The following is a 25,814-nucleotide window of genomic DNA, read 5'->3' as shown; positions in this document are numbered from 1 at the left end:
CTAATTAGTATTTACAACATATGGAGCTAAATTGTCAAAATAATAGAAAAATCCCAAGGCGGGGAGCCTCAGGATTTTATCAAACCAATTATTAACCTAAATTATGAAATTTCTTTTTTTTACTTTTTTACTTTGTTGATGATATAACGCAACTCAAAAGCAAATCGCGTCAACCCTTGCCAATCTTAACATAATTTAACAACTCAGCCCTGTTGCTTATTCAGGCATATAAAAAAACTATCCTTCTAACTACAAATGCATTAAACTATACAGATGGTAATATTCCTGCTATGCGGTTTGTAAGGTGGAATTGATTGCTATTTTTGCAGCATGACATTCAAACATCTACTGAGCATATCCTTCCTGCTTTTAATGATTTCCCAATCTTCCTTCAGTCAGGAATTGCTAAAGGGCAAAGTGGTAAAAATCTCAGATGGGGATACGATGACAGTTTTGGACAGTCTAAACCAGCAGCACAGGATTAGGCTCCATGGAATTGATAGCCCAGAGAAAGGTCAGGATTATTATCAGGTGGCTAAAGATTATGCAGGTCAGCTCTGCTTCCAAAAACAGGTAGAAGTAGCCATCCTGGATTACGACCATTACAAACGTGCCATTGGCAAAATATATGTTGATGGTCTGGAGGTAAATTTAAGCCTATTAAAGGTTGGTCTTGCTTGGCATTTCACACAATTTGACCAATCAGAAGAATATGCACTTGCTGAAGCTAAAGCAAAGCTTAATAAAATGAATATTTGGTCCCTTAAGACAGTTACTGCCCCTTGGGAATTCCGAAAAATCAAGAGACAGCAACAGAGATTGAAAGCCAAATAGAATTCTAATTGGCTTTATTTCTAATCAGCTTAAATAATTCATTGACAAAGAGTGGCACCAAACCAAATCCTAAAACTTTTAGCCAATCATTAAGCCCAATAATTTGCAATTTAAAGGACTCCCTCAACACTGGAACAAACAGCACCAATAACTGCAAGGCAAATCCTAGGATAATTGCAAACACTAAATACTTATTTGAGAATATTCCAACCTTAAAGATGGATTTGCTCTCGCTCCTAAATGACAAGGAATAAAACAATTGACAGGCAATAATGGTCAAGAAAGCCATAGTCCGTGCATAGGAATGTATATCTTCAGGAATTTGATCCTTAAATGGGTTGTAGCCATGTTCAAAATAACCGATCAAAAACGCTGCTGCCGTCAATAGGCCGATCAAAATTCCCGCTACGATAACCCTTTGCGTACCGCCATGTGAAAAAAAGTTTTCATTTAATTCCCTGGGCTTCTCCTTCATCACATTCGGATCACCCGGATCCATCCCTAAGGCAACTGCTGGCAAGGTATCGGTGATTAGATTGATCCATAACAATTGTGTCGCCAATAACGGAACAGGCAAGCCCGCCACGATGGTCACCAACATGGTAATCACCTCGCCCAAATTACTTGCCAATAAAAACACGACCGATTTCTTGATATTATTATAGATATTTCTGCCTTGCTCTATCGCCCCAATGATTGTCGAGAAGTTATCATCCGCAAGGATCATATCCGATGCGTTCTTGGCAACATCTGTCCCTGTAATCCCCATGGCAACCCCGATATCGGCAGCATTCAAGGAAGGCGCATCATTTACCCCATCTCCGGTCATGGAAACAATGTTTCCTTTCGATTTGAATGCTTTGACGATATTGACCTTATGTTCAGGAGAAACCCTAGCAAATACCCGGTAATCAGCAATATGTGATTCCAGTTCTTCGTAGGAAATAGAGTTGATCTCTTTCCCTGTTGTAACCTGATCAAAATTTTCGGCAATCCCTAATTCCTTCGCAATGGCAAATGCTGTATTGCCATGGTCACCGGTAATCATAATGGTTGTCACCCCAGCTTCTTTCGCCTTTTCTATGGAGTCCTTCACTTCCTTCCTTGGAGGGTCAATCATTCCGACCAGCCCAATAAAGACCAGGTCCTTTTCAAACTCCTCCTTCTCTATTTTGGAATCACTCTCCTTAAAAGCTACTGCTAATGTCCGCAATGCTTTAGTAGACATCGCCTCCACGGCATCAGTGATCTGCTTTTTATGTTCTTCCGTTATGGGATGTAATTCTTCATTTTGAATAATATATTGACAGTGAGGAAGAAGGCTATCCACAGCACCTTTGGTATACAAAATATATTTAGAATCATGGTTATGCAGGGTCGACATCATTTTCCGATCCGAATCAAAGGCTAACTCATCCACCCGTGGTTGATTGCTCTGAAGTTCCTTCCTGTCCATTTCCCATTGATCAGCCAAAGCCAGTAAAGCAACTTCCGTTGGATCACCAGTCTGTTTATCTTCTTCAAGCGTTGCATCGGATGCTAGTACCATGGCTTCAGCCAATAGGTTTTCTTCAAAAGTATTCTCACCTTCATCATCCACGGAGATCAAATCATCACTAAAGGTAAAAGCTTCCTGAACCGTCATCTTATTTTGGGTCAATGTCCCAGTCTTATCAGAACAGACGATGGTTACCGACCCTAGGGTCTCTACTGCCGGAAGTTTCTTGATAATGGCATTTTGCTTGGCCATTTTAGTAACCCCGATGGACAGCACGATCGCAACAATGGCAGCTAGACCCTCCGGAATGGAAGCAACCGCTAAGGAAACCGAAGTCAGGAACATCTCCGTCAAGTCTCTGCCCTGGAAATAAGATATTATAAATATGACCACACAGATACCAATGGCCACTTTACCCAGAGTTTTGCCTAAATGGTCCAGACGGATCTCCAATGGTGTCTCCTCCGTTTCCCCAGTATCCAGAAAACCAGCAATTTTTCCAACCTCGGTCTGATTGGAAGTTCCGATTACCAAACCAACTCCTCGCCCATAGGTCACCAAAGTTGACATATAAGCCAAGTTGATCCGATCTCCTAATGGGATGTATTCTTCATCAAATTTTGCCCCTGCATCTTTTTCAGCAGCAACAGATTCTCCCGTAAGGGCAGATTCATCAATCTGAAGATTCGCGGATTCAATCAAGCGTAAATCAGCAGGTATATATCGGCCTGCCTCCAGCATCACAATATCACCAGGAACCAATAGCTCAGAATCAATCTCCAAAACCTTTCCTTCTCTTCTCACAATAGCTTTTGGATGGGAAAGGTTTCTCAAAGCATCAATGGCATTGTTTGCCCGCACTTCCTGAAAGAGTCCCAGAAAGGCATTGATCAATATGACGATCAAAATGATGATACCATCGGTATATTCACCCATAAAAAAGGTAATCCCTACAGCGGCAAAAAGAACATAGATCAGCGCATCATTCAGCTGTTCAAAGAATATGCGAAAAATGGATTTCCGTTTCTGTTCCTGAAGTTTGTTCTTGCCATATTCCTGCAACCTCTTTTCTACTTCCGGACCACTCAGACCCTCCGATGGATTTACGCCCATGTTCTGAAGAGACTCTTCCACACTTAATGAATAACTATTGTTGCTTATCGATTTTTGTTCTTCTGCCATATTATAGTAAATACCCTAAACCCAAAAATAGTTCTAAATCATCTTTCTTTCGATGATTTCAATCACTTTCACTCAGCATTTTAGTTAATATGGGACACTAAACTGCCCTTCCAGGGGTAAAACTTGATTCAGGCCTTTCTTTTGGCTATATTTGGGATACACTCATCCTACCGATAGTATTATGAAAAACGCACTTTTAATTCCAACCGACTTTTCTGAAAACGCATGGGTAGCCATTAAATATGCCGCAAACCTAGCCATCAAATTTAACTGGGATATTCATGTACTCCATGTATATCAAAAGTTTGATAGACTGCTTGCCACATCAGAATTCAATGAAGCCGTAGCGAAACACAATGAAGATGCTTCCATAGGTGAAATGCTGAAACTGGAAAACAGGATAAAAACTGATTTTCCTAATCTTGGATTGACTACCGCATGTATCGACGGAAATTTGACGGAAACAATTTTAAAGGTAGCTACGGAAAACAATGCACCCTTCATCATTATGGGTACAAAAGGTGCTAGCGGATTAAAGGGATTGGTGTTTGGCAGCAATACCTTCGAAATTATCCAGGAATCCCCAATTGGAGTAATTGCCGTTCCTGAATCATATCAGGACTTTAAACTGGAAAATATCGGGATGCTGACCAATTTCCAGGCTACAGAATTTGACCTCATCGATAGTTTTATCCATAGAACAAGTCCTGCAATTGACTTGACACTTTTGCATGTGCTCGAGTCCAATAAAAGCAATGACCAGAACACTATACTATATTGGGAAGAAAAGATGCTTAAACATACAGGCGTGAATTCAGTCACGTTCAAAAGTAAACAGATGATCAATAGGATTGATGTCAAACAACCAATCCCCTATTGCATCGAGCAAATGATCCTGGAAGAAGGAGTAGATTTACTCCTTCTTACTTATACCAGGAAAAGCTTCTTTGCTAATTTATTTTCTAAAAGTTTGACAAAATCAATTGCCAATGAACTGACTGTACCGAGCTTCTTTATGCGAGAATATTTTCTCCACCCATTAAGGGATCAGTAATACTTGCTTTGCCATTTTCTATATGACCTGCATATTTAATGAATAGGTCTGGATCTTGATCCGATGTAACCTCAAAATCATACCAGCCATTGGATTGATCCAATTTCCAATTCTCTTTTTTGCTTTTACGAGCAGCAAGGATCTTTGGCGAATGTCCATAGGAAGGATCCTGTACTTTCAGGTCCACGGTACTGTTTTTCAATTCCAATTGGAAACCCATATTCGCATGGCCGCTTACAGATTTTAGGGTTGGAAATGCTGACTTCACCTTCCCTTTGAATGCTCTATAGAATCCATTCGGCCCATGTACGGAGAAACAGAAGGTATCATTTTTTATATCGGAAAGATCTATGCTGTAAACCAACTCTTCTTTAGCTTTAACAGCAAAATTCCAGGTTCTCCCGATTTCGTTCTTCGCACCATAGGCGGTATGCGAAATCAATTGAAAGGGTACTCCTACCGTTTTACTATGGCTTAGGTTTCCATAGAGGCCAAAATGGAAGTATAATTTCCCTCCCTCCACAGATAGGTTCACATCCATATCATAAGGAATGGCACAGGCTGGTTTTGTTCCTTTCTCTTGCAATCCTAAACCGGTATTAAAGGAAAGGTTATTCTTAATTTTGGAAAGACTATCAGGGTTAACGGCCTTGAAGTTACCAGGAATGGACTTATCCTTTGCTGAAAAAATCCGTTCTACATATTGATCCCTGTTGACAAAATCAATGGTCGGACACTGATTTTCTGGAATCGGTCTGAAGGAAGATGTTAGGTTTCCACAGATCAGTCTTCTCCAATCGGTCAGGTTTGTCTCCTTGACTTCTTTCTTATATTTTTTCTGGATAAAATGCTCTAAAAACTGCAAGGTCGAGGTATGGTCGCATACTTCCGAATTTACCCACCCGCCTTTTGACCATGGTGAGGCAATGACCAAAGGCACACGATATCCTAATCCTATTGGACTATCATGAACCCCGGTTTCCCTTCCTGTTCTCTTATTCTCTTGCTCTACGGTTACATATTCGTCTGCTGTATTCATCCCTTTTGGAACTGCACCAGTTTCCTTTTTACTGCTCAATGGTGAAATAAAAGGCGCAATATGATCAAAGTAACCATCATTCTCATCATAGGTCAGGATAAAGATGGTTTTCTTCCATACTTCGGGATTGGCAGTCAGGATATCCAAACTTTCAGAAACATACCAAGCACCGTACCATGGTGATCCTGGATGATCCGAAAAGCGACATGGCGCTACCAACCAAGATACTGCAGGCAGGTTTCCTGATTTCACATCCTCGCGGAACTGATGAAAAACATCACCCTTAGGCACTTCTATCTCGACCCCATCTTGCCCCTTGATCTTGGAAAGCTTATGGTAATTCGGGTCATTTGTATTGGTCGCAAAGGCACGAAGATGGATTTCTTGCTCTTGCTTGCTTAATTTCTTGAAATTCTCTGCTGAATATTTTTCTACATCCTTTTTATAACCTTCCAATTCATTCACCACCTTTTGATAGGCTTCTTGGTTCGCAAATTTAGCTACGGTCAGTAAATGCTCGATTTCCTTAACTTTTTTCTGCGCAAAGCTATAATATGCTGGATGGAATTTTACCTGATATTGTTTATGGAATTCTAGGTTATTATCGGTAAAGTTGGCCAACCAATCCTCTTCTTCACCTTCGAATCCAACGGGCAGACTCAATTCATTCTGATATACCTTCCATGAAATTCCAGCTTCCTGCAATCGCTCTGCATAAGTTTTCCAACTCACATCTTTGTAATTGATCTGCGAATTATCGACATGGGCCGTAGATTCTGGATTATGGGGTTCTTCTCGCACTGTACCCGACCAAAAATAGGAACGATTGGCACTGGTACCCGTCAGGGAGGAACAGAAATGTTGATCACACACCGTAAAGGCATCCGCGAAAGCATAATAAAATGGAATGTCCTTTCTTTCAAAATAGCCCATGGTCAGTGGGATATGTTTGTACTCAGGATCTCCGGCTTGTTTAGCTTCCAACCAGGTATCCATCTTCCCCTCATTGCGGGCGGCGACCATGTCGCGCCAGCCATGTGGTAGGCTTCCCATCCAGGTAATCTTGGTGTTTTCAATATCTAAATGAAAGGGAGCATAGATCTCCGCTTTATTATTCTGTTGGTACCAAACCGGCAAACCACTGGGTTGACGCATGGCCCGAGGATCATTGAATCCACGGACACCTTTCAAGGTACCATAACAATGGTCAAATGATCGGTTCTCTTGCATTAAAAAAACAATGTGTTCCGCATCCAAGTAGCTACTTCCTGGTTTGGCATCAATGGCTAAGGCTCTTTGTATTGATTCAGGTATTAGGTTTATGGCAGCTGTGGAACCTGCAAGCATCGAAGCTTTCTTTAGAAATTCTCTTCTATTATCCATTAAAAATTAGTTTAGACAGCAAAGCTATCATTTTAATCAGTTTAAACTTTAATATAGGCATTCTAACCCTAAGATTTAACCAAAACTTATCATAACCTTAATATTATTACACAAAAAAGCCCAACCTTCCGGTTGGGCCAATCTATAAACTTACCTAATCCTATTCGTAACCAGGATTCTGCAATAATTTAGTGTTCCTGTTGATTTCATCTCGGTGGAATGAACTAAAGTACATCTTATCATTCCAGCTTCTGTTTTCAATACCTGGATTCAATGTATTTACCGTATAGATATACGTGTAATTTGCTGGATCATGTTTGTACAGACTTACGGTTTTTCCCGGTTTCAATTGCCCGAAAACATCCATGATCGTTACTTTACGACCTAAGGTGGTCGAAGCGATCATCCAACGGCGTGCATCAAAGAAACGGTGCTCTTCATATGCAAGCTCAATACGTCGCTCGTTACGGTAGCGCTCTTTCAAGGCTGCCCCCGCTTCGGTAATCGCTGGCATACCTGCACGGAAACGGATCTTGTTTAACCAAGTTTTCGCTTCTGCATCCTCGCCCAGTTCGATACATGCTTCCACATAGTTCAATACGGCTTCGGTGTAGCGCAATAATGGCCAAGGAATCTGCTGACGTGTATTTTGATCTACGATTGCCGGGTTTGGATCCACAAATTTCCTGTAGTAATAACCGGTGTACGAACCATTCCAATCCTCAATCGGACTGTTTCTGGTATCCAATCCGAATACCACTGTTTTCGTTCCTGAACCGTTTCCGATTTCATAACGGCCTGTCTGGATCTGATTGAATGGATCTCTATTCCGAACGTCTTCCGTTCTTGGTTTCCAACCTGCACCATCAGCACTGATGGTCACGTAGAACCTAGGGTCACGATCCGTATAAGGTGCTGCTTTATGGGCTGGATTGTTCCAGTCAAACTTCACACCTGACCTAAACTCATAATCATCAACCAATAATTGAATTGGTGAGTTTCCGGACCAGTTATGGTATCCGTTAGGACCGTTATCACGACCTACCCAGCCACCACGCTCATCTTTCAAGTCAACAAAGAAACGACCTAAGATCAGGTCTTTCTTACCATCCGCATTCGCCACTTTACTTCCACCACCCATCGCTATATCCAGGTAATTTGCCTTGCCCTCTTCGGCTGTTGCTGGAGCAGTCAAGCTCATTTGATAACCGTACTCAGCACGGTCAACAACTTTCTTCGCTGCATCCTTAGCTTTTTGCCATCTTGCTTTTCTGTCACCTGACAAATAACCCAAGAATTCTGGCTTTCCATATCCACTGATAACAGCAGATTTACCTTTGGCTGTTGGGATATCATGCAGGTCTGATGCTGCATAGGTCAATACCCTAGCTTTTAATGCAAGCGCAGCAACCTCATTGGCACGACCGTTAACTTTCGCTACGCCTGTCAATAATGTTGTCGCCGAATCACAATCGCTCACGATCAGGTTCACACATTCCTCATAGGTATTTCTTTCTTTCATGTAGTCTGCTTCCCCTAATTGGTAAACCTTCGTCACCAATGGAACAGCACCATAAAAACGCAATAACTGCTGATAGAAATAGGCTCTTAAAAAATAAGCTTCACCTAAAAGCTGATCCGCTTTTGCTTTATCGATTTCAGGGGCCCTTAATTTTTGGATGGCAACATTCGTCGCACGGATGCGGCTGTACATGTTCCCATAGCTGTAGGTACCCATGATATAACCTTGGTCGGCAGCATTGGATCTGCTCTCGGTTACGGTATTGATTCCACGTCCTGGATGGGTAAACAATGCCTCATCCGTCATCGAAGCCATCTGCTGCTCTTCGAATCCTCCAACCCCAAATCCATTGTAGATCTCATAGATAAAGGCTTGTGCTAATGCGGCATCCGTCCACACTAGTTCCTCAGGCGCTTCGTTTAATGGTCGTGTGCTGACGAAATCATCATTACAGGAAGCCATTAACCCCACAAAGGCCAAGGATATATATTGTAATTTGAATTTAAATTTCATGTCTGTCTATTTTTAAAAAGAAACCATTACGCCTGAATTGATCAATCTAGCTTGTGGGTAATAATGCCCAATAGCATTGGTCGATTCCGGATCATAAACTTTCATTCCACTCCAAGTCAACAAGTTCTGTCCACTTACAAATACCCTCAGGCTGCTTACTCCGAATTTCTTCGTCCAGTCGGTAGGTGCATTATACCCCAATTCAACGTTTTTCAAACGTAGGTAATCGGTGTTACGCATCCAATAGGTATTGTTGTAGGAGAAGTATTGATCACTACGGTCTGTAATACGTGGATGTTCACTGCTTGGGTTATCAATAGACCAGCGGTTTTCATAGAAATCAATCAGGTAGTTACCAATGGCTCCGGATTCATCCGTACCGATACGCGTTTCTGCCCCCATGGCTCCTTGGAACAAGACTGATAGATCAAAGTTCTTATAGGTAAACCCTAGGTTCAAACCGCCCTGGAAGGTTGGCACATTGTTCTTGTCACGACGTACACGGTCATCCGGTGTGATCTTTCCATCTCCATCATAATCCTGATATTTCATATCCCCAGGACGTAGGTTCCCGGTGATATCACTGTAATCGATTTTGTTCGCATCAATCTCTGCTTGATCTTTGAAAACACCATCATAGATATAGTACATGCCCGCGTTGATCGCTCTTCCTGTACTCTTTTGCCATTCTGGTGCTCCTGGTGCTTCATCCCAGAAAATGATCTTGTTCTTCGCATAACCTCCGTTCACCGATGCACTGAATCCTAGTTCACCGAACGTCTCACGGTAGCCGATATTCAAGTCAAAACCGGAGTTATCTACCTTACCGATGTTCTCTACCGGTAATGACATCCCTGTACTTTGTGGAATAGATGCATTTCTTCTCCAAAGGATACTTTCACGACTGTTTTTGAAGAGATCAAATTCCGCATTGAATTTACCGCCCAAGAATTGGAGATCAAAGCCTAAGTTGTAGTTATTGGCAACCTCCCATGTGATGAACATATTCGGAACACGACTTTCTCTTAGGGATTTTACGATCTCATTATTGATAATGTAAGAGTTGAAACCATAGGTGTTGAAGTATTGGTATTCTTGTAATGCTCCTTCAAAATAGATATTATCGTTACCCATCTGTCCATAGGATGCACGGATTTTAAAATAATTTACAAAAGGAACATTCTCTTTCCAGAAATTCTCTTCAGAAACCATCCAACCTAACATCGCTCCTGGGAAGAATCCATAACGGGTATCTGTAGGGAACATGTAAGAACCGTCCACACGCCACAATAACTCAGCGATGTATTTGTTCTTATAATTGTAGTTGAACCTACCGAAATAGTTCAAACGAGCTCTTTCCCATGCACTACCATTGTTATCCTTTTCAGTATCACCACCAGCGAATAGATAGTCGATATTATTGGAGATAAAGTATCTTCTAAAGGCCGAGAAATTGTCGTTTCGGATAGTTTCGCGGTTTACCCCAGCCAAGATATTAAAGATATGGTCACCAATGGTTTTATCATAAGATGCCACAGCACCCAATAATACGTTCATTTGATCTTCACTACTTTGGTTTAATCTAGGCTCTGCAGGACCTCTTTTACCAGCTACCAATTTTGGTGTGGTTCCATCGGCTTCGTAGTCACCCTGCCAGGTATATAGGAACCATGGAATCTCCCATCTTTTGGTACCTCTTACATATTTATCCACGGCTGCTGTACCGGTCACTTTCAATCCTTCCACACCAGGGATCTTGATCTCGATCTGTCCGTTGGTTTGGAAATAATAGCGCTTATCGCGGTCGTAACCTGTTGCATCCGTAGAAATTACCACTGGGTTTTCCCCGTATTCGATATCAGGTCCCGGCATTCCATTTGGCCAGTAAGCTGGCATGGTCGGGTTACCACGCATCAACATACGGAAAATGGTTCCTGCACCTTTTGTTGGAAAGTTCCTGTTTTCCTGTCTGCCCAATATACCAAACTGTGTTTTGATGTATTTGTTGATATTGGCATCTAAGTTCACACGGATATCATATTGTTTATACCCCGTTGCTGAATTCTTGTAATATCCATCCTGGTTCAGGTACCCCATCGACATTAAGTAACGAAGGTCTTCGGTACCACCTTCCAATTGCACATTGTGCTTGGCTTGTGGTGACCAGTTCTTTAATGCTTCTCCGTACCAATCGGTATTCGGGTGACCCCAAGGATCAGATCCATCAGCGAATAGTTTTTTGTCCTCTGGATCAAATGGAGCCGTTATCGTGTTGCCATTCGGTCGCTTATAGGAACCTGCTGAATTAAAGGCATCCAATGCAGCGCCCCACTCGGCCACCGGAAGTTTGTAGATTTCCAGTTCATTTCTCATTTCAGCATATTCGCTTGCATCAGCCAATTTTGGGACTACGGTAGGTTGCGAAAAACCTTGGTTGAAGGTATAGGAAAGCAATGGCTTGCCTGTCTTACCGCGTTTTGTCGTTACCAAGATTACCCCGTTTGCTGCACGGGCACCATAAATGGCTGCCGATGCATCCTTCAGCACCGAGATGTTCTCGATATCAGCAGGGTTCAAACGATCGATACCTCCAGCACGTGCAGGGATACCATCGATTACGATCAGTGGACCTGAATCTCCCAAGGTGTTCGTACCACGGATACGGATGTTGGAACCATCATAACCCGGTTCACCACTTCCATTCGTTGCTACCACACCCGGAACACGTCCGGCCATCGCATTGGATAGGTTGATTGCAGGAGATTTTTTCAGCTCTTCCCCCTTAACAGCTGATACCGCTCCTGTTACGGTTTCTTTCTTTTGTGTACCATAACCAACGACTACCACCTCATCGATATTATCCGATGTCGGGGTTAGATCTACGTTGATGCTGGATTGATTGGAGACCGAGACTTCTTTTTTCTCTAGTCCCACTGAAGTAAATACCAAGGTTGCTGACCCAGGCACACCTTCCAAAGAATAATTTCCATTTTCATCGGTTGTTGTGGCTTGGTTAGTTCCTTTAACACTTACAGTTACTCCGGCCAAGGGTTGGCCTGTCGAGATATCTTTCACTGTTCCTCTTACAGTTACTTGATTTTGCCAATGCGTTGCAAAATGAGTTGCATGCACTGCGGAATGGGAAAATGCGGACACAGAGGCAATACTGCAAAGCATTGTGATTCCTCCAACCCGAAGCATTTTTAACCCACCCTTTCCATTGAAAAGATGGCGGCGTTTAACCATAGAATTAAGGCGTTTAAGTTATTATAGATTTATGTTTAGTTATCCTAAGATAGACAAAAGGATAAGATGTGCAAACCATTCGCTAAATAAAACGCTAATTATATCCGGTAAATTTTCTTTTTAAAGAAATTAAATGTTCAACAAAAATTTATCAACCTATTGCTTTTCAATAAATTAAAAAACATCGGAGTATCTATACTAATTTCACAACATATTGTAACAAAAACTAAAGATCATCTAATTAACAGGCTAAATTTTCAAAAATTTATAACAACAGCTCAATTTATTTCTATACGAAATATTTATAAGTAAACAAAAAATTAATATATATTTATAACTAAAATGTTGACCTTCAATAATATTAACATTATCTTGAAAGAAATATTTTCAAGAATTAATTATTAACATGAAAACCATCCTAACATTATTAATCTTTTTCAGTAGTTTTCTTTGGACTGCCGTATACTCCATAAAAACCCAAATTATGACCAGCGAATGGACCTTGTTTTTTGCTTTATTTATCACTTCCCTTTTCCATCTATGGATCTATAAGAAAAAATATAAAAGAGTACCTCGATATTAACAGATCCCTCCTATATTAACCTGTAGAAACTAACTCAAAAACGCTCTTGTTTTTGATCAGAATACCCAGTGATTTATACAGGTTTTATTCGACACTCATTCGAGACATATTCGAGAAACAGCCGAAATTTACCTTGAAAAAATATGGTGATTAATCATGATTTTTTCAGCATTCTTTCGGACTTGACTTTCCATCAAGTTAAGAAGGCTTCGAATGGAATGTGGATATAGATTGATGCATATTGCGAATTTTGAAAACAAGACCAAAACAAGGTCAATACTTGACTACATACTCCCCTCCCCAGACAATATCATTTGATTATTTTTTTTCATACTGAGGTTCATCCGAAGTATCTCGGAGCTATGCAAACCTAATATAAAAGAATTTGGATTGGCGTACAGTGCGTCAAACTTAGATAGTTTGGGTTGGCGAACAGTTCTGCACCTTTGCTGCAACATGACGGGACCTGAGGGAGGAGAACCGTACAGGTTCTTCACTAATCGTTCAGGATCAAAATGCGCTAAAGGGGGATTCAGAGTGAAACGAAGAATCTATTTTTTATTTTTTTTGGGAATTTGGGGTCATTCCGAAATCGTAAGATGAGGAAACCATTTTTTTTGATTTAATTCCATTTAGAAAGATCTATTGAAAAATATTACACCCGCGCTGTGGGTTGGCCATTTCAAACATTCACTTTCTACAAAGATTCCACCCCATCGAAATAAAGCCCCAATTCCTTGGGGCCTAGAACAATAAATAATTTTAATAAATAGAATCCTTTATTTCAAGGCCTCTTTCAAAAACATGAGCGTATGATTCCATGCGCGTTTAGCCATCGTTGGATTATAATCAGGAGATTCTGGATTTGTAAAAGTATGTTTGGAATTGGCATAGGTAATGATCTGCCAATCTGCTTTCCCATCATTTAATTCCTTGACCAAGCCCTCATAATGTTCCGGTTTTACGCCAGCATCATCTGCAGGGTGCTCGACTAATACTTTGGCTTTGATTTCTCCATTTGGTCGGTCGGCAGCTTTTGCTAGTCCACCATGGATGCAGACCACTGCTTCTACTGGTAAACCTCCCCTAGCTGTTTCTAATGCTCCGGTACCACCAAAACAATAACCTATAACAGCGACCTTGGTTGCCCCAGCTTTCTTTAGTTCGTCTATGCCTGCTTGGATCCTTTTTTGATAAGCTTGGTAATCATTCTTATACTGCGAGGACAATTTTGAAGATGCGGCATTATCCGCTGGTGTATTGCCGACTCCATAGATATCAGCAATAAAAGCGATATAACCCTCTTTTTCAAGTGCTATAGCGGCATCTTTTGCCTCCTGATCGATTCCCTTCCATGCCGGGAGAATGAGAACTCCTGGAAGTTTTTGGCCCGCATTACTGCTGACCATCCCTTTTAAGGCCTGATTACCTTCTTTATAGTCCACTTCTTTAAGCTCTTGGCCAAATACCGCATTGCTCAACAGCAGACTTAATAAAATTATAAAAGATTGATTTTTCATAATTTATAGTTTTGATTTACGATTCTAAATTTCCATGCTCTTTGATGAATGGGATAATGCTCATGACATCCATCGTAGCAAACCCAGCATCCTTGGCTCCCTGATAGGTCTTTAGGATATCCTGGGTCAATGGGTAATCAGCACCGGCATCTACCGCCAATTTTACATCTTTCAGCATAAGGTCAACCGAAAAGGCTGCGGGGAATTCATTCTTGATGATGGAAGCGGTCTTAACTTTAGAGGCTCCACTACCGCTGGCACTTTCATTGATAATGCTCATCATATCTTCTCTGGATATTCCCAGTTTTTCTGCAAACAGAACAGTTTCAGCCATTCCTTGATATAATATGGACAGGTAATAATTGATACAGAGTTTTGCCGAAACACCCTTTCCATTTTTACCCATATATTTCACCTCCTTGCCCATCAATTCCAGATAAGGCATAACGCGCTGTTTGTCCCCTTCCTCGGCACCGACCATAAAAATCAAGGTTCCCTCTTTGGCTGGCTGGGTACTACCAGCAACTGGCGCATCGATGAAACTGGCACCTTTCGATTTCGTGATTTCAGAGATGGTCTTGGAAGCATCTTGGGAAATGGTACTCATATCCACAAACAACTTCCCTTTGATGTCCATGGTCAATATCGTCTCGTAGACGGCATGTACGGCATCATCATTGGTCAGCATAGTAAAAATGATATCGCAGTTCTTTACGAGGCTTCCGATATCATTGCAAGGAGTGCTTTTTTCAGCAAAATCTTGCATTTTCTCTGCAGTCCTGTTGTATACATAGAGGTCCAATCCAGCTTTTTCTAGATTCTTTGCCATTGGCTTCCCCATATTTCCCAAACCGATGAAGCCGATTTTATCTTTTATATCCATGCTGCAATTTAAGCATTTGGTACTGGAGCTTGTTCAGAAATAATCTTTTCATGTTTCAGCTCATCCCAGAATCCACTTGGTATTTTCACTTCAAAGGAAGCTGCATTTTGCTTGGCCTGTTCTGCTGAACTAGCTCCAGGAATAACAGAAGACACAACCTCCGGTGCTGCTGAAAATTGCAGAGCTGCTGTCCTGAGATCAACCTGATGGTTATCGGCAACCTGTTGAAGCTGTTTTAGCTTTTCGGCTGCAAATTCAGGGATCTTGGATCCATAGAGGTACCGAGGCTTGCCGGCTAGGAAACCCGCGCATAGTGGAGCGCCTACCACAATGGATAAACCTTTTTCGGCAATTTTAGGAAAGACCTGGGTCAGGTCGTCCTCATAATGGATCAGGGAATATTGGCAGGCAGAGAGGAAAATATCCGGATCTGCTACCTCTATCGTCTTTAAGATAGGTTCAATCGTATTGACCCCTAATCCCCAAGCCTTGATGATTCCCTCCTCACGCATTTTGGTCAGTTCCTTAAATGCTCCATTCTTTGCCGTTTCAAAATATGAGAGCCAATCTTTCCCCATATCGCCATTGTCTGGAGACAGATCATGGACAAATACTATGTCCATCGACCCAATGCCTAATCGCTGTAAACTATCTTCAACCGATTTCCTTGCCCCTTCAGCCGAATAATCATATTTATAGGAGGCATTCATTTGCCCCTTCCACATCAAACCTTCTTGTTTGTAATTATCGTGTGGCACCAATATCCTTCCAATCTTGCTGGATATGCTGTATTCCTCCTTGTTTTTTTCTTTCAGATACAGGCCCATCCTTCTTTCACTGATGCCTAGGCCATACCATGGCGAAGTGTCAAAATACCTGACTCCAGCATTCCAAGCCGCATCCATGGCTTCATGACAAGCCAGGTCTGTGTTATGGTTAAATCCATTTCCTAACGCTACTCCTCCAAAACCACTAAGAGTTTTGGGACGAAACCTTCCTGATTGATTGTTTTTTTCCATTAAATTTTCTTTGCTTATCGGTCTATTTCCGGCATAGGATTTCCAGCCTAAGGAAAGGCTGCCACCTAAAACTAAACCTTGGTTGATAAAATCTCTTCTATTCATTCATTGATTATTTAAAGATTTATGAAAACCCTCTATTAACTGAACAGATAAAATTTGTATTTGTTGTATTAAAACAAAAAAAGCCTATCATTAAGATAGACTTATTTCTTGTATTTATCGTGTAAACCTTTTCCTTCGAGGATCAAAGGTTTTATTTTTTCCACCCGACTGAGTTTGGTTTTCTCTTGTTTGGCTTCGTCAATGTATTCGATATATTCTTTTTTCTTTCCGGGAGTAAGCTTTTCAAATGCTTCATTGAATATCCTGTCTTTCGCAAGCTCTTCTTTCAACAGGCCATCCACTTGTTTTGGGGCAGAACGGTCTGGTTTGATTTCCTTTCCATCCTTGATGGTCTGAACGGATTCTTCGATATAAGCTAGGATTTTCTTTTCATCCATATCCTTGATATCGGTAAACCTCCATTGCCTTAAAGATTTGGTTTTTCCTTCCGAAGCTGTAACCAAAACTTTTTCTTTATCCTCAATGAAAACTCCATTGTAGAACCACAAAGAAAAGAAATCCTTGAATCCACCCCATCCAATGACGTTCTTACCTTCGAAAGTATAGACATCGGACCCCCATTTAATTTCTCGCTTGAGTGGCGTTTTATTCTTTAAGACGATTTGGTTCATCAGTTCCTGACAATCGTTCCAGCGTTCATTTTTGGTTTCCCAACTAGGATATTCCTTTTCTTTTAATCGCTCGGCATTGAATTGCACGATATCTGTAATTAATTTTTCAGGCAGCGCTTGGTCCAATGGAATTTGAATGGCTCCTTTTGAGGTTTTATATGGCTTAAGGGCATCTGCAAAATGTTCGATAACTTCTGTTCCGGGATACAGTCCAAGGTGATTTTTGAACATGGCAAAATGGATCAAGTTTCCATTATACCTAAAAGTTGGCATCCTGTAATTGATAGTTTCCTTGGCTTCTTTTGGAGCCGCTTTTTTGATGATTGCGCGAACATCTTTCAATGTTTTTTGGGCTTCCCCATCAAAGCCTGCAATGTATTCATCGATATTGGTAAATGTTGACATAGGTAATCAGCTTAAGGTTTCATAAAATCAAAAGCCCCTTTTCTCAGGTTAATCCCATATTCAAGGCTAGCTTTCAGGGATGAAAGAAAATTAGCCCAACCTTCAGTTTGTCCAATGGCTTGCTTTATACCTTCTTCATTGACCGGCATATAGCTTTCCTTGATTCGGACTACCGTAAAATTATCATGGAAAGGTTCCAAAAAGATCTCTACCATCATCCCTTCTTCGCCTCCACTCCAATCAAATGATATGTAATCGTATGCCCGGATAAATTTTCCGGTTACCGGAAAGATATCTTCAAACTCAGGAAACTTCCATTCTACCGTCACTCCTTCCTCTAATCTTCCACTCGATCTTTCAATAAAATAATTGCTCATTTTTTCAGGATCTACTATAGCCTCAAAAACCTCTTCGATAGGTTTCAAGATCTGTATCGATGCTCTCGCACTTAGATTTTCGTTCATGTTGTTTTATTTGATAGTGTAAACCTAATTGAGTGTTATGCTAGGCTGAAAATGGATTATTAAAGTAGCTCTAGTTTTGTTAACGCCCTCAATTATGAATCTAATTTAATGTTTAATTTATCTTGAAAAAGATATTATTTATAAATCCATCCTAATGGACAGAATAAAACAGAAAAGATGATTACATTGTTTTATCATTAACGACGGACTAATTTATACAAAAAACCAGTTTACATAACATATGATGGATAAGATTGTACAGCATCAAAACATCAGTTTATTTACTCAATCCTTTGGAAATAAAAGAAATCCTGCCGTGGTACTGATTGCAGGCGCAACAGTTTCCATGTTGTTTTGGGACAGCGAGTTTTGCCAAAAGCTGGCGGACAAGGGGGTGTTTGTGATTCGATATGATTTTAGGGATACCGGTCAATCCACTTCTGTGCCTGAAGGTGAAGCAAGCTATGACATTGTAGATTTTGCTGAGGATTTGGTCGCTATTATAGATGCCTATGAAATTCCGGCAGCGCATTTAGTCGGTATATCTTTGGGCGGAATGATTGCGCAGATTGTAGCAATCAAGCATCCTGAACGGGTAAAATCTTTATGCCTATTCAGTACGATGCCATGGGGAGATTCGGACATTCCCGTCCCGGAAATGGACCCTAGGATTTTAGATTTCCATGCAAAAGCAGCTGAAATTGACTGGGAAAATGAAGACAAGGTCATCCATTATTTGCTGGAAGGATCCCATTTGATGAGTGGCAAAAAACCTTTGAACGTTTTGCGAGCAGAGAATTATTTACGGGAATCCTATCGCAGGGCAAATAATTTCAGGAGCCAGTTCAATCATGCCAGTATTGCCGGTGGTATGGAATACCATAATCAGTTGGATAAAATCAATGTTCCGGTCTTGGTAATCCATGGTACAGAGGATATTATCTGTCATTTTCAAAACGCCATATCTCTGATGCAAAAAATAAAAGGCCAAAATTTGGTTGTGCTTGAGGGTACTGGCCATGAATTGCATGAGGAGGATTGGAACCTGATCATCAATTCGATCAATAACCTAGTGAAGATTGGGGAGCAATAAATAATTTCTTGCCATAGGGCAAGTTGATGTAAATATTAATCCTTTAAATTCGACTATCACAAGAAAAAACTATAATGGAAAAGAAAAGAATTCACATTGAGACCTTAATCAATGCTCCTATTCAAACAGTTTGGGATGCTTACAATAATCCAGAAGATATTAAACAATGGAACCATGCATCGGAGGATTGGCATTGCCCCTCTTCTGAAAATGACTTACGCGTTGGTGGTAAGTTCAAAAACAAAATGGCAGCCAAGGATGGCAGTTTTGAATTTGATTTTGAAGGCACCTATACGGAAGTTACCGCCATGAACAGCATATCTTATGTATTGGGGGACAACCGAGAAACGGACATCAAGTTTAAAGACGAGAATGGAAAGACAGCGGTCAGCATTGACTTTGACATGGAAGCTTCAAATCCTGAGGATATGCAAAGGGATGGCTGGCAAGCGATCTTGGATAATTTCAAGAAACACGTGGAAAGCAAATAAAAAACGAAGAACATGACAGAAAAGAAATATAATGCAGGTCAGATCGTATGGGCAGATCTGACGACCAATCAAGCTGATTCCTTGAAGGAATTCTATAAAGATGTCATAGGTTGGCAGGAATATCCAGTGGCCATGAAAGATGGCGAGGAATCTTACAACGATTACGCGATGCTCTATGACGAGAAGAATCCAGCTGGAGGCATTTGCAACCAACGGGGAATCAATGCGAGCATCCCACCACAGTGGATCATGTATGTCTGCGTGGATGATGTGGCAGCTACACTGGAAAAGGCTATTGCCCGTGGCGGAAAGCTTGTGCATGAAAACAAGAAAGCCGATGGCACCTATAATTATGTAATCATTCAGGATCCAGCTGGTGCAGTTTTTGGGTTCGGTAAATTCCAATAAAATGAAAACAATATATTTTAGCGAGCAAATCAATGCTGATGCAAAAACTGTTCATTCCAAAATGCTAACCCGGGATAGTTATCGGGAATGGACAAAACCCTTCAGCCCTACATCAGATGTAAAAGGCAATTGGGAAGAAAATTCGAAAGTAAAGTTTCTATCCTTGGATCAAAATGGCAATGAGGCTGGAATGGTCTCGGTAATAGACAAGAATATCCCTGGAGAGATCGTGATCATCCGACATCTGGGCATGTTTGACCAGAACGGCGAAAAATATGAAGGTCCAGGAATTGACAATTGGCGAAATGCGCTGGAGATCTATAGGTTTAAGGAAGAAGGCGGGAAGACAAATGTCCTCTGCTCTTTGGAAATTTCTGATGAAGATGATCTACACATGTTTGATGAAATGTGGCCTGATGCATTAAAGAAATTAAAGGAAATCTGTGAACAATAGTTATGGCTAAAGTAAAAACGCAATTTACTGCAGATGATGTCTATGCATATATCGATGAAATAGACAATGAACAAAAGAAAAAAGACTCCTTGGCACTGATTGAGCTGATGGAAGAAGCTACTGGAGAACCAGCAATAATGTTCGGACCAAGTATTATCGGTTTTGGTCAATATCATTACGTATATCCTACGGGGCATCAGGGCGACGCCCCTTTATTGGGTTTTTCTCCTAGGAAAGCTGCCATATCCCTATATGTATTTACCGGATGTGAGGAACATAAGCATCTCTTGGAAGGTTTCGGAAAATTCAAGATGGGTAAAGCCTGTATCTATATCAAAAAACTGGAGGATATAAACATCGGTGTTCTCAAGAACATGATGAAAGAATCGATTGCATTTATTTCAGATAAATACGAAAGGATCCATCCAGAAAAATAAACTTAATGTTTGCAGTTGACAAACTGTTGTCACTCCAAGGCCCTAATTTTATTCTGTAATCCAAAAAATGTATCATGAAAGTACATAGCACGAATTATTACAACACGTTGATCACTGTGGCTGAGGACTGTAAAACTTTAAAAGGTGAAATACCACCTCTAAAGATCGACAAATTGACTGTTGCCAATTTGCAATATGATAGACTGATGAAAGAACCTGCAAAGGTTAATTCAGATGATCTGATCTTTGACATCCATGCGCAAAGGAAAGATTTACTTGAGGAGGAATTGGGAGAAGAACGAGAAAAATTCTATTCCAAAGGGCAAGCCTGTTTAAGGACCTCACCTCTTGCAAAAACCTATGGATGGGGCATTTATTACGATTCAGAAGGTAAAATACGGTTGATAGACAGTTCTAGCGATGAATATCAAACCATGTTATGGGATGAGTCGATCAAGAAGCTCCCAGCCATGCGTTCTTCTAAAAAATAGCTGACCATTCCATTTTTTGAACTGAAGTTTCATTACTTGTCCTATGGCAAGTGGATTCCTTGAGTCGCTCCGTACCTTAGATTTACTATTTGAAGAAAAACAAAACATATAAGCCATGGAAAAGAAATTTCAACATCAGATCAAGGAGAATGAAGTCATCATCACACGAACATTTGAAGCTTCTCAAGAACAAGTATGGAATGCATTTACCGATGCTAAAATATTAGATGAATGGTGGGCTCCCAAACCTTGGAAATGCAATACCAAAGAACAGGATTTTTCTGTTGGAGGACGCTGGTTATACAACATGACCGGTCCAAACGGAGAGATCCATTGGTCCTACCTAGACTATAAAGAAATTGACCCTCAGAATTATTATACGGGAGAAGATGGTTTCTGTGATGAAAATGGAAACCCAAACAAGGATTTTCCAAGTTCAACCTGGAGGAATGACTTTTCTTCCAGTGATGGAGTCTGCACAGTGACCTCCTCTTGCAAGTACGACTCGGCAGAGACCCTTAAATCCTATTTGGATATGGGCTTTCTCGAAGGCTATGAAATGGGATTGAACAACTTGGAGGCCCTACTCAAAAAGTAATCATAGACAAAAAATTAGACACATTAATTAAATATAAACCAGAAAAATTAAAACATTATGGCAAAGGTTCATGCTTATTTAAACTTTAACGGTGATTGTAAACAAGCTTTTGATTTTTATCAGAAGGTTTTCAAAACAGAGGTCCAAGGGACATATTTATTCGGTGATATGCCAGCAGATCCAAATTTTCCACCGCTACCTGAAGATGCCAAAGGAAAGGTCATGCATACCTCCCTGCAAATCAATCCTGATACCATGTTGATGGGTTCGGATGTAGTGGAAGGTTTCGGACATAAACTGACCAATGGAAACTCTATTTATATCATGTTGGATGTACAGACTCCTGAAGAAGCCAAGGAACTTTTCAATTCGCTTTCTGCAGGAGCAAGAAATATTGAAATGCCATTGGAAGAAACTTTCTTTGCTGAACTGTATTCTTCTTTCCAAGATCAATTTGGCATCAATTGGATGATCCATTTTGAAGGAAACAAGAAAATGGGTTAAAAGATCTCTGATCACTAACAATTAATCAATCAGTACCACATTTTCTGAAATGTGGTACTGATTGCTAAGGAATTCATTTTATTGCAAGGTATCGTATGGGAAAATTCAAACTCAATGCTAGCAACAATATCGCATTAAAGATTCCAGAAGATTCATTCGAAAAGACATTACATTTCTATCGGGATATACTCTTGATGGATACCGAGGAAATTAAAGTAAATGACCCTTCCGTCAGCAGGTCAGCAAAGGTATCCTTTGGTCCTATCTACCTTTGGTTAGATGCAGTTCCTAATAGAAAAGAACCGAAAGTACTATTTGAACTCAGCACAGACCAGCTTCAGAAAGCTATTGCTTATTTTAAAGCTAATGATATTGAGCTGGTCAATCCTGATGAAGAAGGATTAGAAAATGTGGATTGGATCAGGGATCCTGCAGGAAACATCCTTCACTTATCCACTGAAAACAAAGATTAGTAGCTCGGCTTCTAATAAAAATCACACATTATGAGAAAATTAATCGTACAAGAATATGTTTCGGTGGACGGTTTTGCGGCCGACCGTGATAAAACCACCAGCTTCTTTGACGGAACGCGCATGCATATCGGAAAAGAGGTAGATACGTATATGGTGGAATTCATCAAAACCATTGATAGCATCCTGTTAGGTAGAAAGACTTATGAAATGTTTCTGGACTTTTGGCCTAATGTTGATCCTTCCCAGGAACCGGTGGGACCTGGTCTGAACGCCACAGAAAAATATATTTTCTCCAATACATTGGAATCTGTTTCTTGGGGCGATTGGGATTCAGCCATCTTGGTGAATGAAAACTTTGCAGATTTCATTCATGAATTGAAAGCAAAACCAGGAAAGAATATAGTAGTCTGGGGAAGCCTCAGTTTAACGAAATCCTTGTTTGAGACCAAGTTAGTAGACGAACTACATCTCATGGTCTGTCCGGTAGCCATCGGAAAAGGTTACCATTTTTTATCCGAACAGGAAGAGCTTGTGAAGTTAAAATTAGTGTCGAACAATTCCTTTCCATCATCTGTTGTAAACTCGATATATCAAGTTTTGTATTAAGTGCAGAATCCAATAAAATAGCATAGCCATGTCCTTTATCGAAGAAATTATACTCCTCACTCAATTAAACGATATTATAAACTATAAAATAATGGCAAACAAGATAATACCTTCACTTTGGTTTGATAACCAAGCTAAAGAAGCATTTGATTTTTATACGGATGTATTTCCAAACAGCTCAATCATTAAAGACAATGGCGTCGTGGTTGAAGTCAATATCATGGGTTTGAACTTTATTGGGATCAATGGCGGTACTATTTTCAAACCTACCCCTGCAATTTCCTTTATGCCGGTCTTTGAAAGTAAAGAAGAGATTGACCAGGTATGGAACAAATTGTTGGATGGCGGTCAAATATTGATGCCATTACAGCAATATCCTTTTTCTGAATACTATGGATGGATTGCTGATAAATATGGTTACAATTGGCAGCTGTATTATGGACAACTGGAAAATGTCAACCACCAAGCAATTGTCCCTACCTTGATGTTCTGTGCTGAGCAACAGGGAAAATGTAAAGCGGCATTGAAGTTCTACGAAGAATTATTCCCAGATTTTGAGTTACAAGGCGTTTTGGAATATCCAGAAGGTCCTATAAAAGGACAGGTCCAACATACGCAATTTAAGGCAAATGGAGTGACCTTGGCTGCCATGGACTCTGGAGTTCCACAACCATTCAGCTTCAATGAAGCTACATCAATGACCATTGTATGTAAAGATCAAACGGAAATCGACTATTACTGGAATAAAATTACCGAAAGCGGCCAAGAAAGCATGTGTGGCTGGTGCAAAGATCAGTTTGGGGTAAGTTGGCAAGTGGTTCCAAAGGACATCAGTAAATTGCTTCAGAATAAAAATGCTGCTGATGCACTCATGAAAATGAAAAAAATTGAGATATCTTCGTTAGTAAATGCTTAACGAGAACACTAATTATGCAATATATCATCTTCTTAAGGGCAGTAAATGTTTCAGGCAAGAACCTGATCAAGATGGCAGAATTAAAAGAAAAGCTCGCTAAAGCTGGCTTTCGGGATGTGCAGACCTATATTCAAAGTGGCAACATCGTCCTGCAGTCGGATGAAGATTCCGAAAAGGTTGCAACACAAATTAATTCGTTGATCCTTCAAGAGTTTGGGTTAGATATCTCGGTCTTTGTTCTCACAGAAGAAGAATTAATGTCCTCACTGGAGGCTTGCCCCTTCCCTTCTGATTTAGCTCCGAATCATGTATTCATTACCTATTTGGACAACCAGCCTGAAAATGCTGCTTTAGAAGGTTTTAAAGCTATTGATCTTGGACAAGAGGAATATTTGCATAAAGGAAAACTATTCTACTTTTATTTGCCTTCGGGGATGGCAAAAAGCAAGTTGAACAATAATTTCATTGAGAAGAAACTGAAAGTGAATGCAACTGGCAGGAACTTGAATACCATTAACAAAATGCTAACGTTGATAACTAAATAATATCAAACAAAACAATTAACCACAGATGAAATTTTTAAAGTATTTTTTATTGACTGTACTAGGTATAGTTGCATTAATTCTGATCATAGCGGCTTTTGTCCCTAAGGATTTCCATGCTGGTAGTGAAATCAGCATCAACAAACCGAAATCAGAGGTCTTTGAGTATGTGAAACTGATGAGGAATCAAGGAAATTACGACAATTGGTCCCGACAGGATCCAAATATTGAGCGTCATTATGAAGGCACCGATGGTACTCCAGGCTTTGTTTACACTTGGAAAAGCAAGAAAGTTGGTGATGGGAAACAAGTGCTGACCAAAGTGGATTCTGCTGCTGGAAGAATTGAAATGGACTTATTCTTTAACGGAACAGGAGACGCCAATAAATCTTTTATGCAAGTCGATGCGATCAATCCGGAAAGCTCAAAAGTTGTTTGGGAAATTGATGGCAAAATGCCATATCCTTTCAACCTCATGGGCTTGTTCTTTGATATGAACAAGGATTTTGATGCAGGATTACGCCATTTAAAGGAGATTCTAGAAAAATAGGTAAGATGAAGGTAATTGCGCCCCAGGACTGTGACAATGCACCCAAGCGAAGAATCATCAGGGACCTCAATATTGCCTTTGCAAAAGGTGATGTTAAGGCACTCTCGGAACAGTTCCATAAAGATATCGAATGGGAAATGATTGGGGATAAAACCATATCAGGCTATGATGCTGTAGTCGAATATCTAGAAAAAATAAAAAGTTCCAAGGCTAATTCCTTGGAACTTAAACAGATCATCAGCCATGGAAAACATGCGGCAGCAAGCGGAATTCTTTGCTTTAATACCGAGAAAATAGCCTTTCATGACTTCTAAGAGTTTTCATCTGCTGGCTCTGATAAGATCAAGAGAATCAGCAGTATGGCAACTT

25 protein-coding genes are annotated in these 25,814 nt (G+C 40.5%); 16 read left to right on the top strand and 9 right to left on the bottom strand.

Going from position 1 to position 25,814, the window contains the following annotated elements:
• Positions 1-330: 330 nt before the first annotated feature.
• Positions 331-834: a thermonuclease family protein gene (locus NMK93_RS09080; protein ID WP_254530097.1), complete on the top strand. Its 504-nt coding sequence runs from the start codon at positions 331-333 to the stop codon at positions 832-834.
• 4 nt (positions 835-838) lie between these two features.
• Here the strand turns inward: NMK93_RS09080 and NMK93_RS09075 are convergent, their stop codons facing one another.
• Positions 839-3,514, bottom strand: coding sequence for a cation-translocating P-type ATPase (locus tag NMK93_RS09075; protein WP_254530095.1), 2,676 nt, complete (start codon positions 3,512-3,514; stop codon positions 839-841).
• 181 nt (positions 3,515-3,695) lie between these two features.
• Here NMK93_RS09075 and NMK93_RS09070 point away from each other — a divergent pair, with 181 nt between their 5' ends.
• A complete protein-coding gene (locus NMK93_RS09070) occupies positions 3,696-4,568 on the top strand; it encodes a universal stress protein (protein WP_185217918.1) in 873 nt (290 codons plus the stop codon).
• Here NMK93_RS09070 and NMK93_RS09065 read toward each other — a convergent pair.
• From NMK93_RS09065 to NMK93_RS09030, 8 genes are all read right to left on the bottom strand, one after another.
• Positions 4,528-6,990 (bottom strand): phosphocholine-specific phospholipase C, encoded by a 2,463-nt coding sequence (locus NMK93_RS09065; RefSeq protein WP_254530093.1) that lies wholly within the window; start codon positions 6,988-6,990, stop codon positions 4,528-4,530. The genes NMK93_RS09070 and NMK93_RS09065 overlap by 41 nt on opposite strands.
• A 160-nt stretch (positions 6,991-7,150) precedes the next feature.
• Positions 7,151-9,025: a RagB/SusD family nutrient uptake outer membrane protein gene (locus NMK93_RS09060; RefSeq protein WP_185217916.1), complete on the bottom strand. Its 1,875-nt coding sequence runs from the start codon at positions 9,023-9,025 to the stop codon at positions 7,151-7,153.
• Between the two features lie 12 nt (positions 9,026-9,037).
• The gene (locus NMK93_RS09055; RefSeq protein ID WP_237219527.1) at positions 9,038-12,271 is read right to left on the bottom strand and encodes a TonB-dependent receptor; all 3,234 of its coding nucleotides are present in this window, start codon (positions 12,269-12,271) and stop codon (positions 9,038-9,040) included.
• Positions 12,272-13,633: 1,362 nt separating this feature from the next.
• Positions 13,634-14,374: a dienelactone hydrolase family protein gene (locus tag NMK93_RS09050; RefSeq protein WP_254530091.1), complete on the bottom strand. Its 741-nt coding sequence runs from the start codon at positions 14,372-14,374 to the stop codon at positions 13,634-13,636.
• A 16-nt stretch (positions 14,375-14,390) separates the two neighbouring features.
• Entirely contained in the window at positions 14,391-15,257 is an 867-nt protein-coding gene (locus NMK93_RS09045) for an NAD(P)-dependent oxidoreductase (RefSeq protein WP_254530089.1), read from the bottom strand.
• An 8-nt stretch (positions 15,258-15,265) separates the two neighbouring features.
• The gene (locus tag NMK93_RS09040; RefSeq protein WP_254530087.1) at positions 15,266-16,381 is read right to left on the bottom strand and encodes an aldo/keto reductase; all 1,116 of its coding nucleotides are present in this window, start codon (positions 16,379-16,381) and stop codon (positions 15,266-15,268) included.
• A gap of 101 nt (positions 16,382-16,482) precedes the next feature.
• Positions 16,483-17,418 (bottom strand): DUF1801 domain-containing protein, encoded by a 936-nt coding sequence (locus NMK93_RS09035; RefSeq protein ID WP_254530085.1) that lies wholly within the window; start codon positions 17,416-17,418, stop codon positions 16,483-16,485.
• 11 nt (positions 17,419-17,429) lie between these two features.
• Positions 17,430-17,882, bottom strand: a complete 453-nt coding sequence (locus tag NMK93_RS09030; protein ID WP_185217913.1) for an SRPBCC domain-containing protein — start codon at positions 17,880-17,882, stop codon at positions 17,430-17,432.
• A 241-nt stretch (positions 17,883-18,123) separates the two neighbouring features.
• Between NMK93_RS09030 and NMK93_RS09025 the strand changes: the two genes are divergently transcribed.
• From NMK93_RS09025 to NMK93_RS08960, 14 genes are all read left to right on the top strand, one after another.
• Positions 18,124-18,975: an alpha/beta fold hydrolase gene (locus NMK93_RS09025; RefSeq protein WP_254530083.1), complete on the top strand. Its 852-nt coding sequence runs from the start codon at positions 18,124-18,126 to the stop codon at positions 18,973-18,975.
• Positions 18,976-19,049: 74 nt separating this feature from the next.
• Entirely contained in the window at positions 19,050-19,466 is a 417-nt protein-coding gene (locus NMK93_RS09020) for an SRPBCC family protein (RefSeq protein WP_254530081.1), read from the top strand.
• 12 nt (positions 19,467-19,478) lie between these two features.
• Positions 19,479-19,874 carry a VOC family protein gene (locus NMK93_RS09015; protein ID WP_254530079.1) on the top strand — a complete coding sequence of 132 codons (396 nt, stop codon included), beginning with the start codon at positions 19,479-19,481 and terminating at the stop codon, positions 19,872-19,874.
• A gap of 1 nt (position 19,875) precedes the next feature.
• Positions 19,876-20,328 carry a hypothetical protein gene (locus tag NMK93_RS09010; protein ID WP_254530077.1) on the top strand — a complete coding sequence of 151 codons (453 nt, stop codon included), beginning with the start codon at positions 19,876-19,878 and terminating at the stop codon, positions 20,326-20,328.
• A gap of 2 nt (positions 20,329-20,330) precedes the next feature.
• Complete coding sequence (locus NMK93_RS09005; protein WP_254530075.1) at positions 20,331-20,765, top strand: DUF1801 domain-containing protein; 435 nt, start codon at positions 20,331-20,333, stop codon at positions 20,763-20,765.
• A 74-nt stretch (positions 20,766-20,839) separates the two neighbouring features.
• Entirely contained in the window at positions 20,840-21,256 is a 417-nt protein-coding gene (locus tag NMK93_RS09000; RefSeq protein ID WP_254530073.1) for a DUF6157 family protein, read from the top strand.
• A gap of 115 nt (positions 21,257-21,371) precedes the next feature.
• Positions 21,372-21,854, top strand: coding sequence for an SRPBCC domain-containing protein (locus tag NMK93_RS08995; protein ID WP_185211967.1), 483 nt, complete (start codon positions 21,372-21,374; stop codon positions 21,852-21,854).
• A 57-nt stretch (positions 21,855-21,911) separates the two neighbouring features.
• Positions 21,912-22,358 carry a VOC family protein gene (locus NMK93_RS08990; protein WP_185211966.1) on the top strand — a complete coding sequence of 149 codons (447 nt, stop codon included), beginning with the start codon at positions 21,912-21,914 and terminating at the stop codon, positions 22,356-22,358.
• 95 nt (positions 22,359-22,453) lie between these two features.
• Positions 22,454-22,831: a VOC family protein gene (locus NMK93_RS08985; RefSeq protein ID WP_254530071.1), complete on the top strand. Its 378-nt coding sequence runs from the start codon at positions 22,454-22,456 to the stop codon at positions 22,829-22,831.
• 30 nt (positions 22,832-22,861) lie between these two features.
• On the top strand, positions 22,862-23,437 hold the full coding sequence (locus NMK93_RS08980; RefSeq protein ID WP_254530069.1) for a dihydrofolate reductase family protein: 576 nt from the start codon (positions 22,862-22,864) through the stop codon (positions 23,435-23,437).
• A gap of 91 nt (positions 23,438-23,528) precedes the next feature.
• Positions 23,529-24,353, top strand: a complete 825-nt coding sequence (locus tag NMK93_RS08975; protein WP_254530067.1) for a VOC family protein — start codon at positions 23,529-23,531, stop codon at positions 24,351-24,353.
• A gap of 14 nt (positions 24,354-24,367) precedes the next feature.
• A complete protein-coding gene (locus NMK93_RS08970; RefSeq protein ID WP_254530065.1) occupies positions 24,368-24,898 on the top strand; it encodes a DUF1697 domain-containing protein in 531 nt (176 codons plus the stop codon).
• A gap of 25 nt (positions 24,899-24,923) precedes the next feature.
• A complete protein-coding gene (locus tag NMK93_RS08965) occupies positions 24,924-25,445 on the top strand; it encodes an SRPBCC family protein (RefSeq protein WP_185211961.1) in 522 nt (173 codons plus the stop codon).
• 5 nt (positions 25,446-25,450) lie between these two features.
• Positions 25,451-25,759, top strand: coding sequence for a nuclear transport factor 2 family protein (locus NMK93_RS08960; protein WP_254530063.1), 309 nt, complete (start codon positions 25,451-25,453; stop codon positions 25,757-25,759).
• Positions 25,760-25,814 lie beyond the last annotated feature (55 nt).

The sequence above is a fragment of the Sphingobacterium sp. LZ7M1 genome (assembly GCF_024296865.1).
In the GTDB taxonomy this organism is placed as follows: domain Bacteria; phylum Bacteroidota; class Bacteroidia; order Sphingobacteriales; family Sphingobacteriaceae; genus Sphingobacterium.
The sequence above is the reverse complement of the archived record's forward strand: the minus strand, read 5'-3'. Positions and strand labels throughout refer to the sequence as shown.

Coding starts and splice junctions, on each gene's coding strand:
- NMK93_RS09080 (WP_254530097.1), top strand. CDS start 331: ATGACATTCAAACATCTACTGAGCATATCCTTCCTGCTTTTAATGATT.
- NMK93_RS09075 (WP_254530095.1), bottom strand. CDS start 3,514: ATGGCAGAAGAACAAAAATCGATAAGCAACAATAGTTATTCATTAAGT.
- NMK93_RS09070 (WP_185217918.1), top strand. CDS start 3,696: ATGAAAAACGCACTTTTAATTCCAACCGACTTTTCTGAAAACGCATGG.
- NMK93_RS09065 (WP_254530093.1), bottom strand. CDS start 6,990: ATGGATAATAGAAGAGAATTTCTAAAGAAAGCTTCGATGCTTGCAGGT.
- NMK93_RS09060 (WP_185217916.1), bottom strand. CDS start 9,025: ATGAAATTTAAATTCAAATTACAATATATATCCTTGGCCTTTGTGGGG.
- NMK93_RS09055 (WP_237219527.1), bottom strand. CDS start 12,271: ATGGTTAAACGCCGCCATCTTTTCAATGGAAAGGGTGGGTTAAAAATG.
- NMK93_RS09050 (WP_254530091.1), bottom strand. CDS start 14,374: ATGAAAAATCAATCTTTTATAATTTTATTAAGTCTGCTGTTGAGCAAT.
- NMK93_RS09045 (WP_254530089.1), bottom strand. CDS start 15,257: ATGGATATAAAAGATAAAATCGGCTTCATCGGTTTGGGAAATATGGGG.
- NMK93_RS09040 (WP_254530087.1), bottom strand. CDS start 16,381: ATGAATAGAAGAGATTTTATCAACCAAGGTTTAGTTTTAGGTGGCAGC.
- NMK93_RS09035 (WP_254530085.1), bottom strand. CDS start 17,418: ATGTCAACATTTACCAATATCGATGAATACATTGCAGGCTTTGATGGG.
- NMK93_RS09030 (WP_185217913.1), bottom strand. CDS start 17,882: ATGAACGAAAATCTAAGTGCGAGAGCATCGATACAGATCTTGAAACCT.
- NMK93_RS09025 (WP_254530083.1), top strand. CDS start 18,124: ATGATGGATAAGATTGTACAGCATCAAAACATCAGTTTATTTACTCAA.
- NMK93_RS09020 (WP_254530081.1), top strand. CDS start 19,050: ATGGAAAAGAAAAGAATTCACATTGAGACCTTAATCAATGCTCCTATT.
- NMK93_RS09015 (WP_254530079.1), top strand. CDS start 19,479: ATGACAGAAAAGAAATATAATGCAGGTCAGATCGTATGGGCAGATCTG.
- NMK93_RS09010 (WP_254530077.1), top strand. CDS start 19,876: ATGAAAACAATATATTTTAGCGAGCAAATCAATGCTGATGCAAAAACT.
- NMK93_RS09005 (WP_254530075.1), top strand. CDS start 20,331: ATGGCTAAAGTAAAAACGCAATTTACTGCAGATGATGTCTATGCATAT.
- NMK93_RS09000 (WP_254530073.1), top strand. CDS start 20,840: ATGAAAGTACATAGCACGAATTATTACAACACGTTGATCACTGTGGCT.
- NMK93_RS08995 (WP_185211967.1), top strand. CDS start 21,372: ATGGAAAAGAAATTTCAACATCAGATCAAGGAGAATGAAGTCATCATC.
- NMK93_RS08990 (WP_185211966.1), top strand. CDS start 21,912: ATGGCAAAGGTTCATGCTTATTTAAACTTTAACGGTGATTGTAAACAA.
- NMK93_RS08985 (WP_254530071.1), top strand. CDS start 22,454: ATGGGAAAATTCAAACTCAATGCTAGCAACAATATCGCATTAAAGATT.
- NMK93_RS08980 (WP_254530069.1), top strand. CDS start 22,862: ATGAGAAAATTAATCGTACAAGAATATGTTTCGGTGGACGGTTTTGCG.
- NMK93_RS08975 (WP_254530067.1), top strand. CDS start 23,529: ATGGCAAACAAGATAATACCTTCACTTTGGTTTGATAACCAAGCTAAA.
- NMK93_RS08970 (WP_254530065.1), top strand. CDS start 24,368: ATGCAATATATCATCTTCTTAAGGGCAGTAAATGTTTCAGGCAAGAAC.
- NMK93_RS08965 (WP_185211961.1), top strand. CDS start 24,924: ATGAAATTTTTAAAGTATTTTTTATTGACTGTACTAGGTATAGTTGCA.
- NMK93_RS08960 (WP_254530063.1), top strand. CDS start 25,451: ATGAAGGTAATTGCGCCCCAGGACTGTGACAATGCACCCAAGCGAAGA.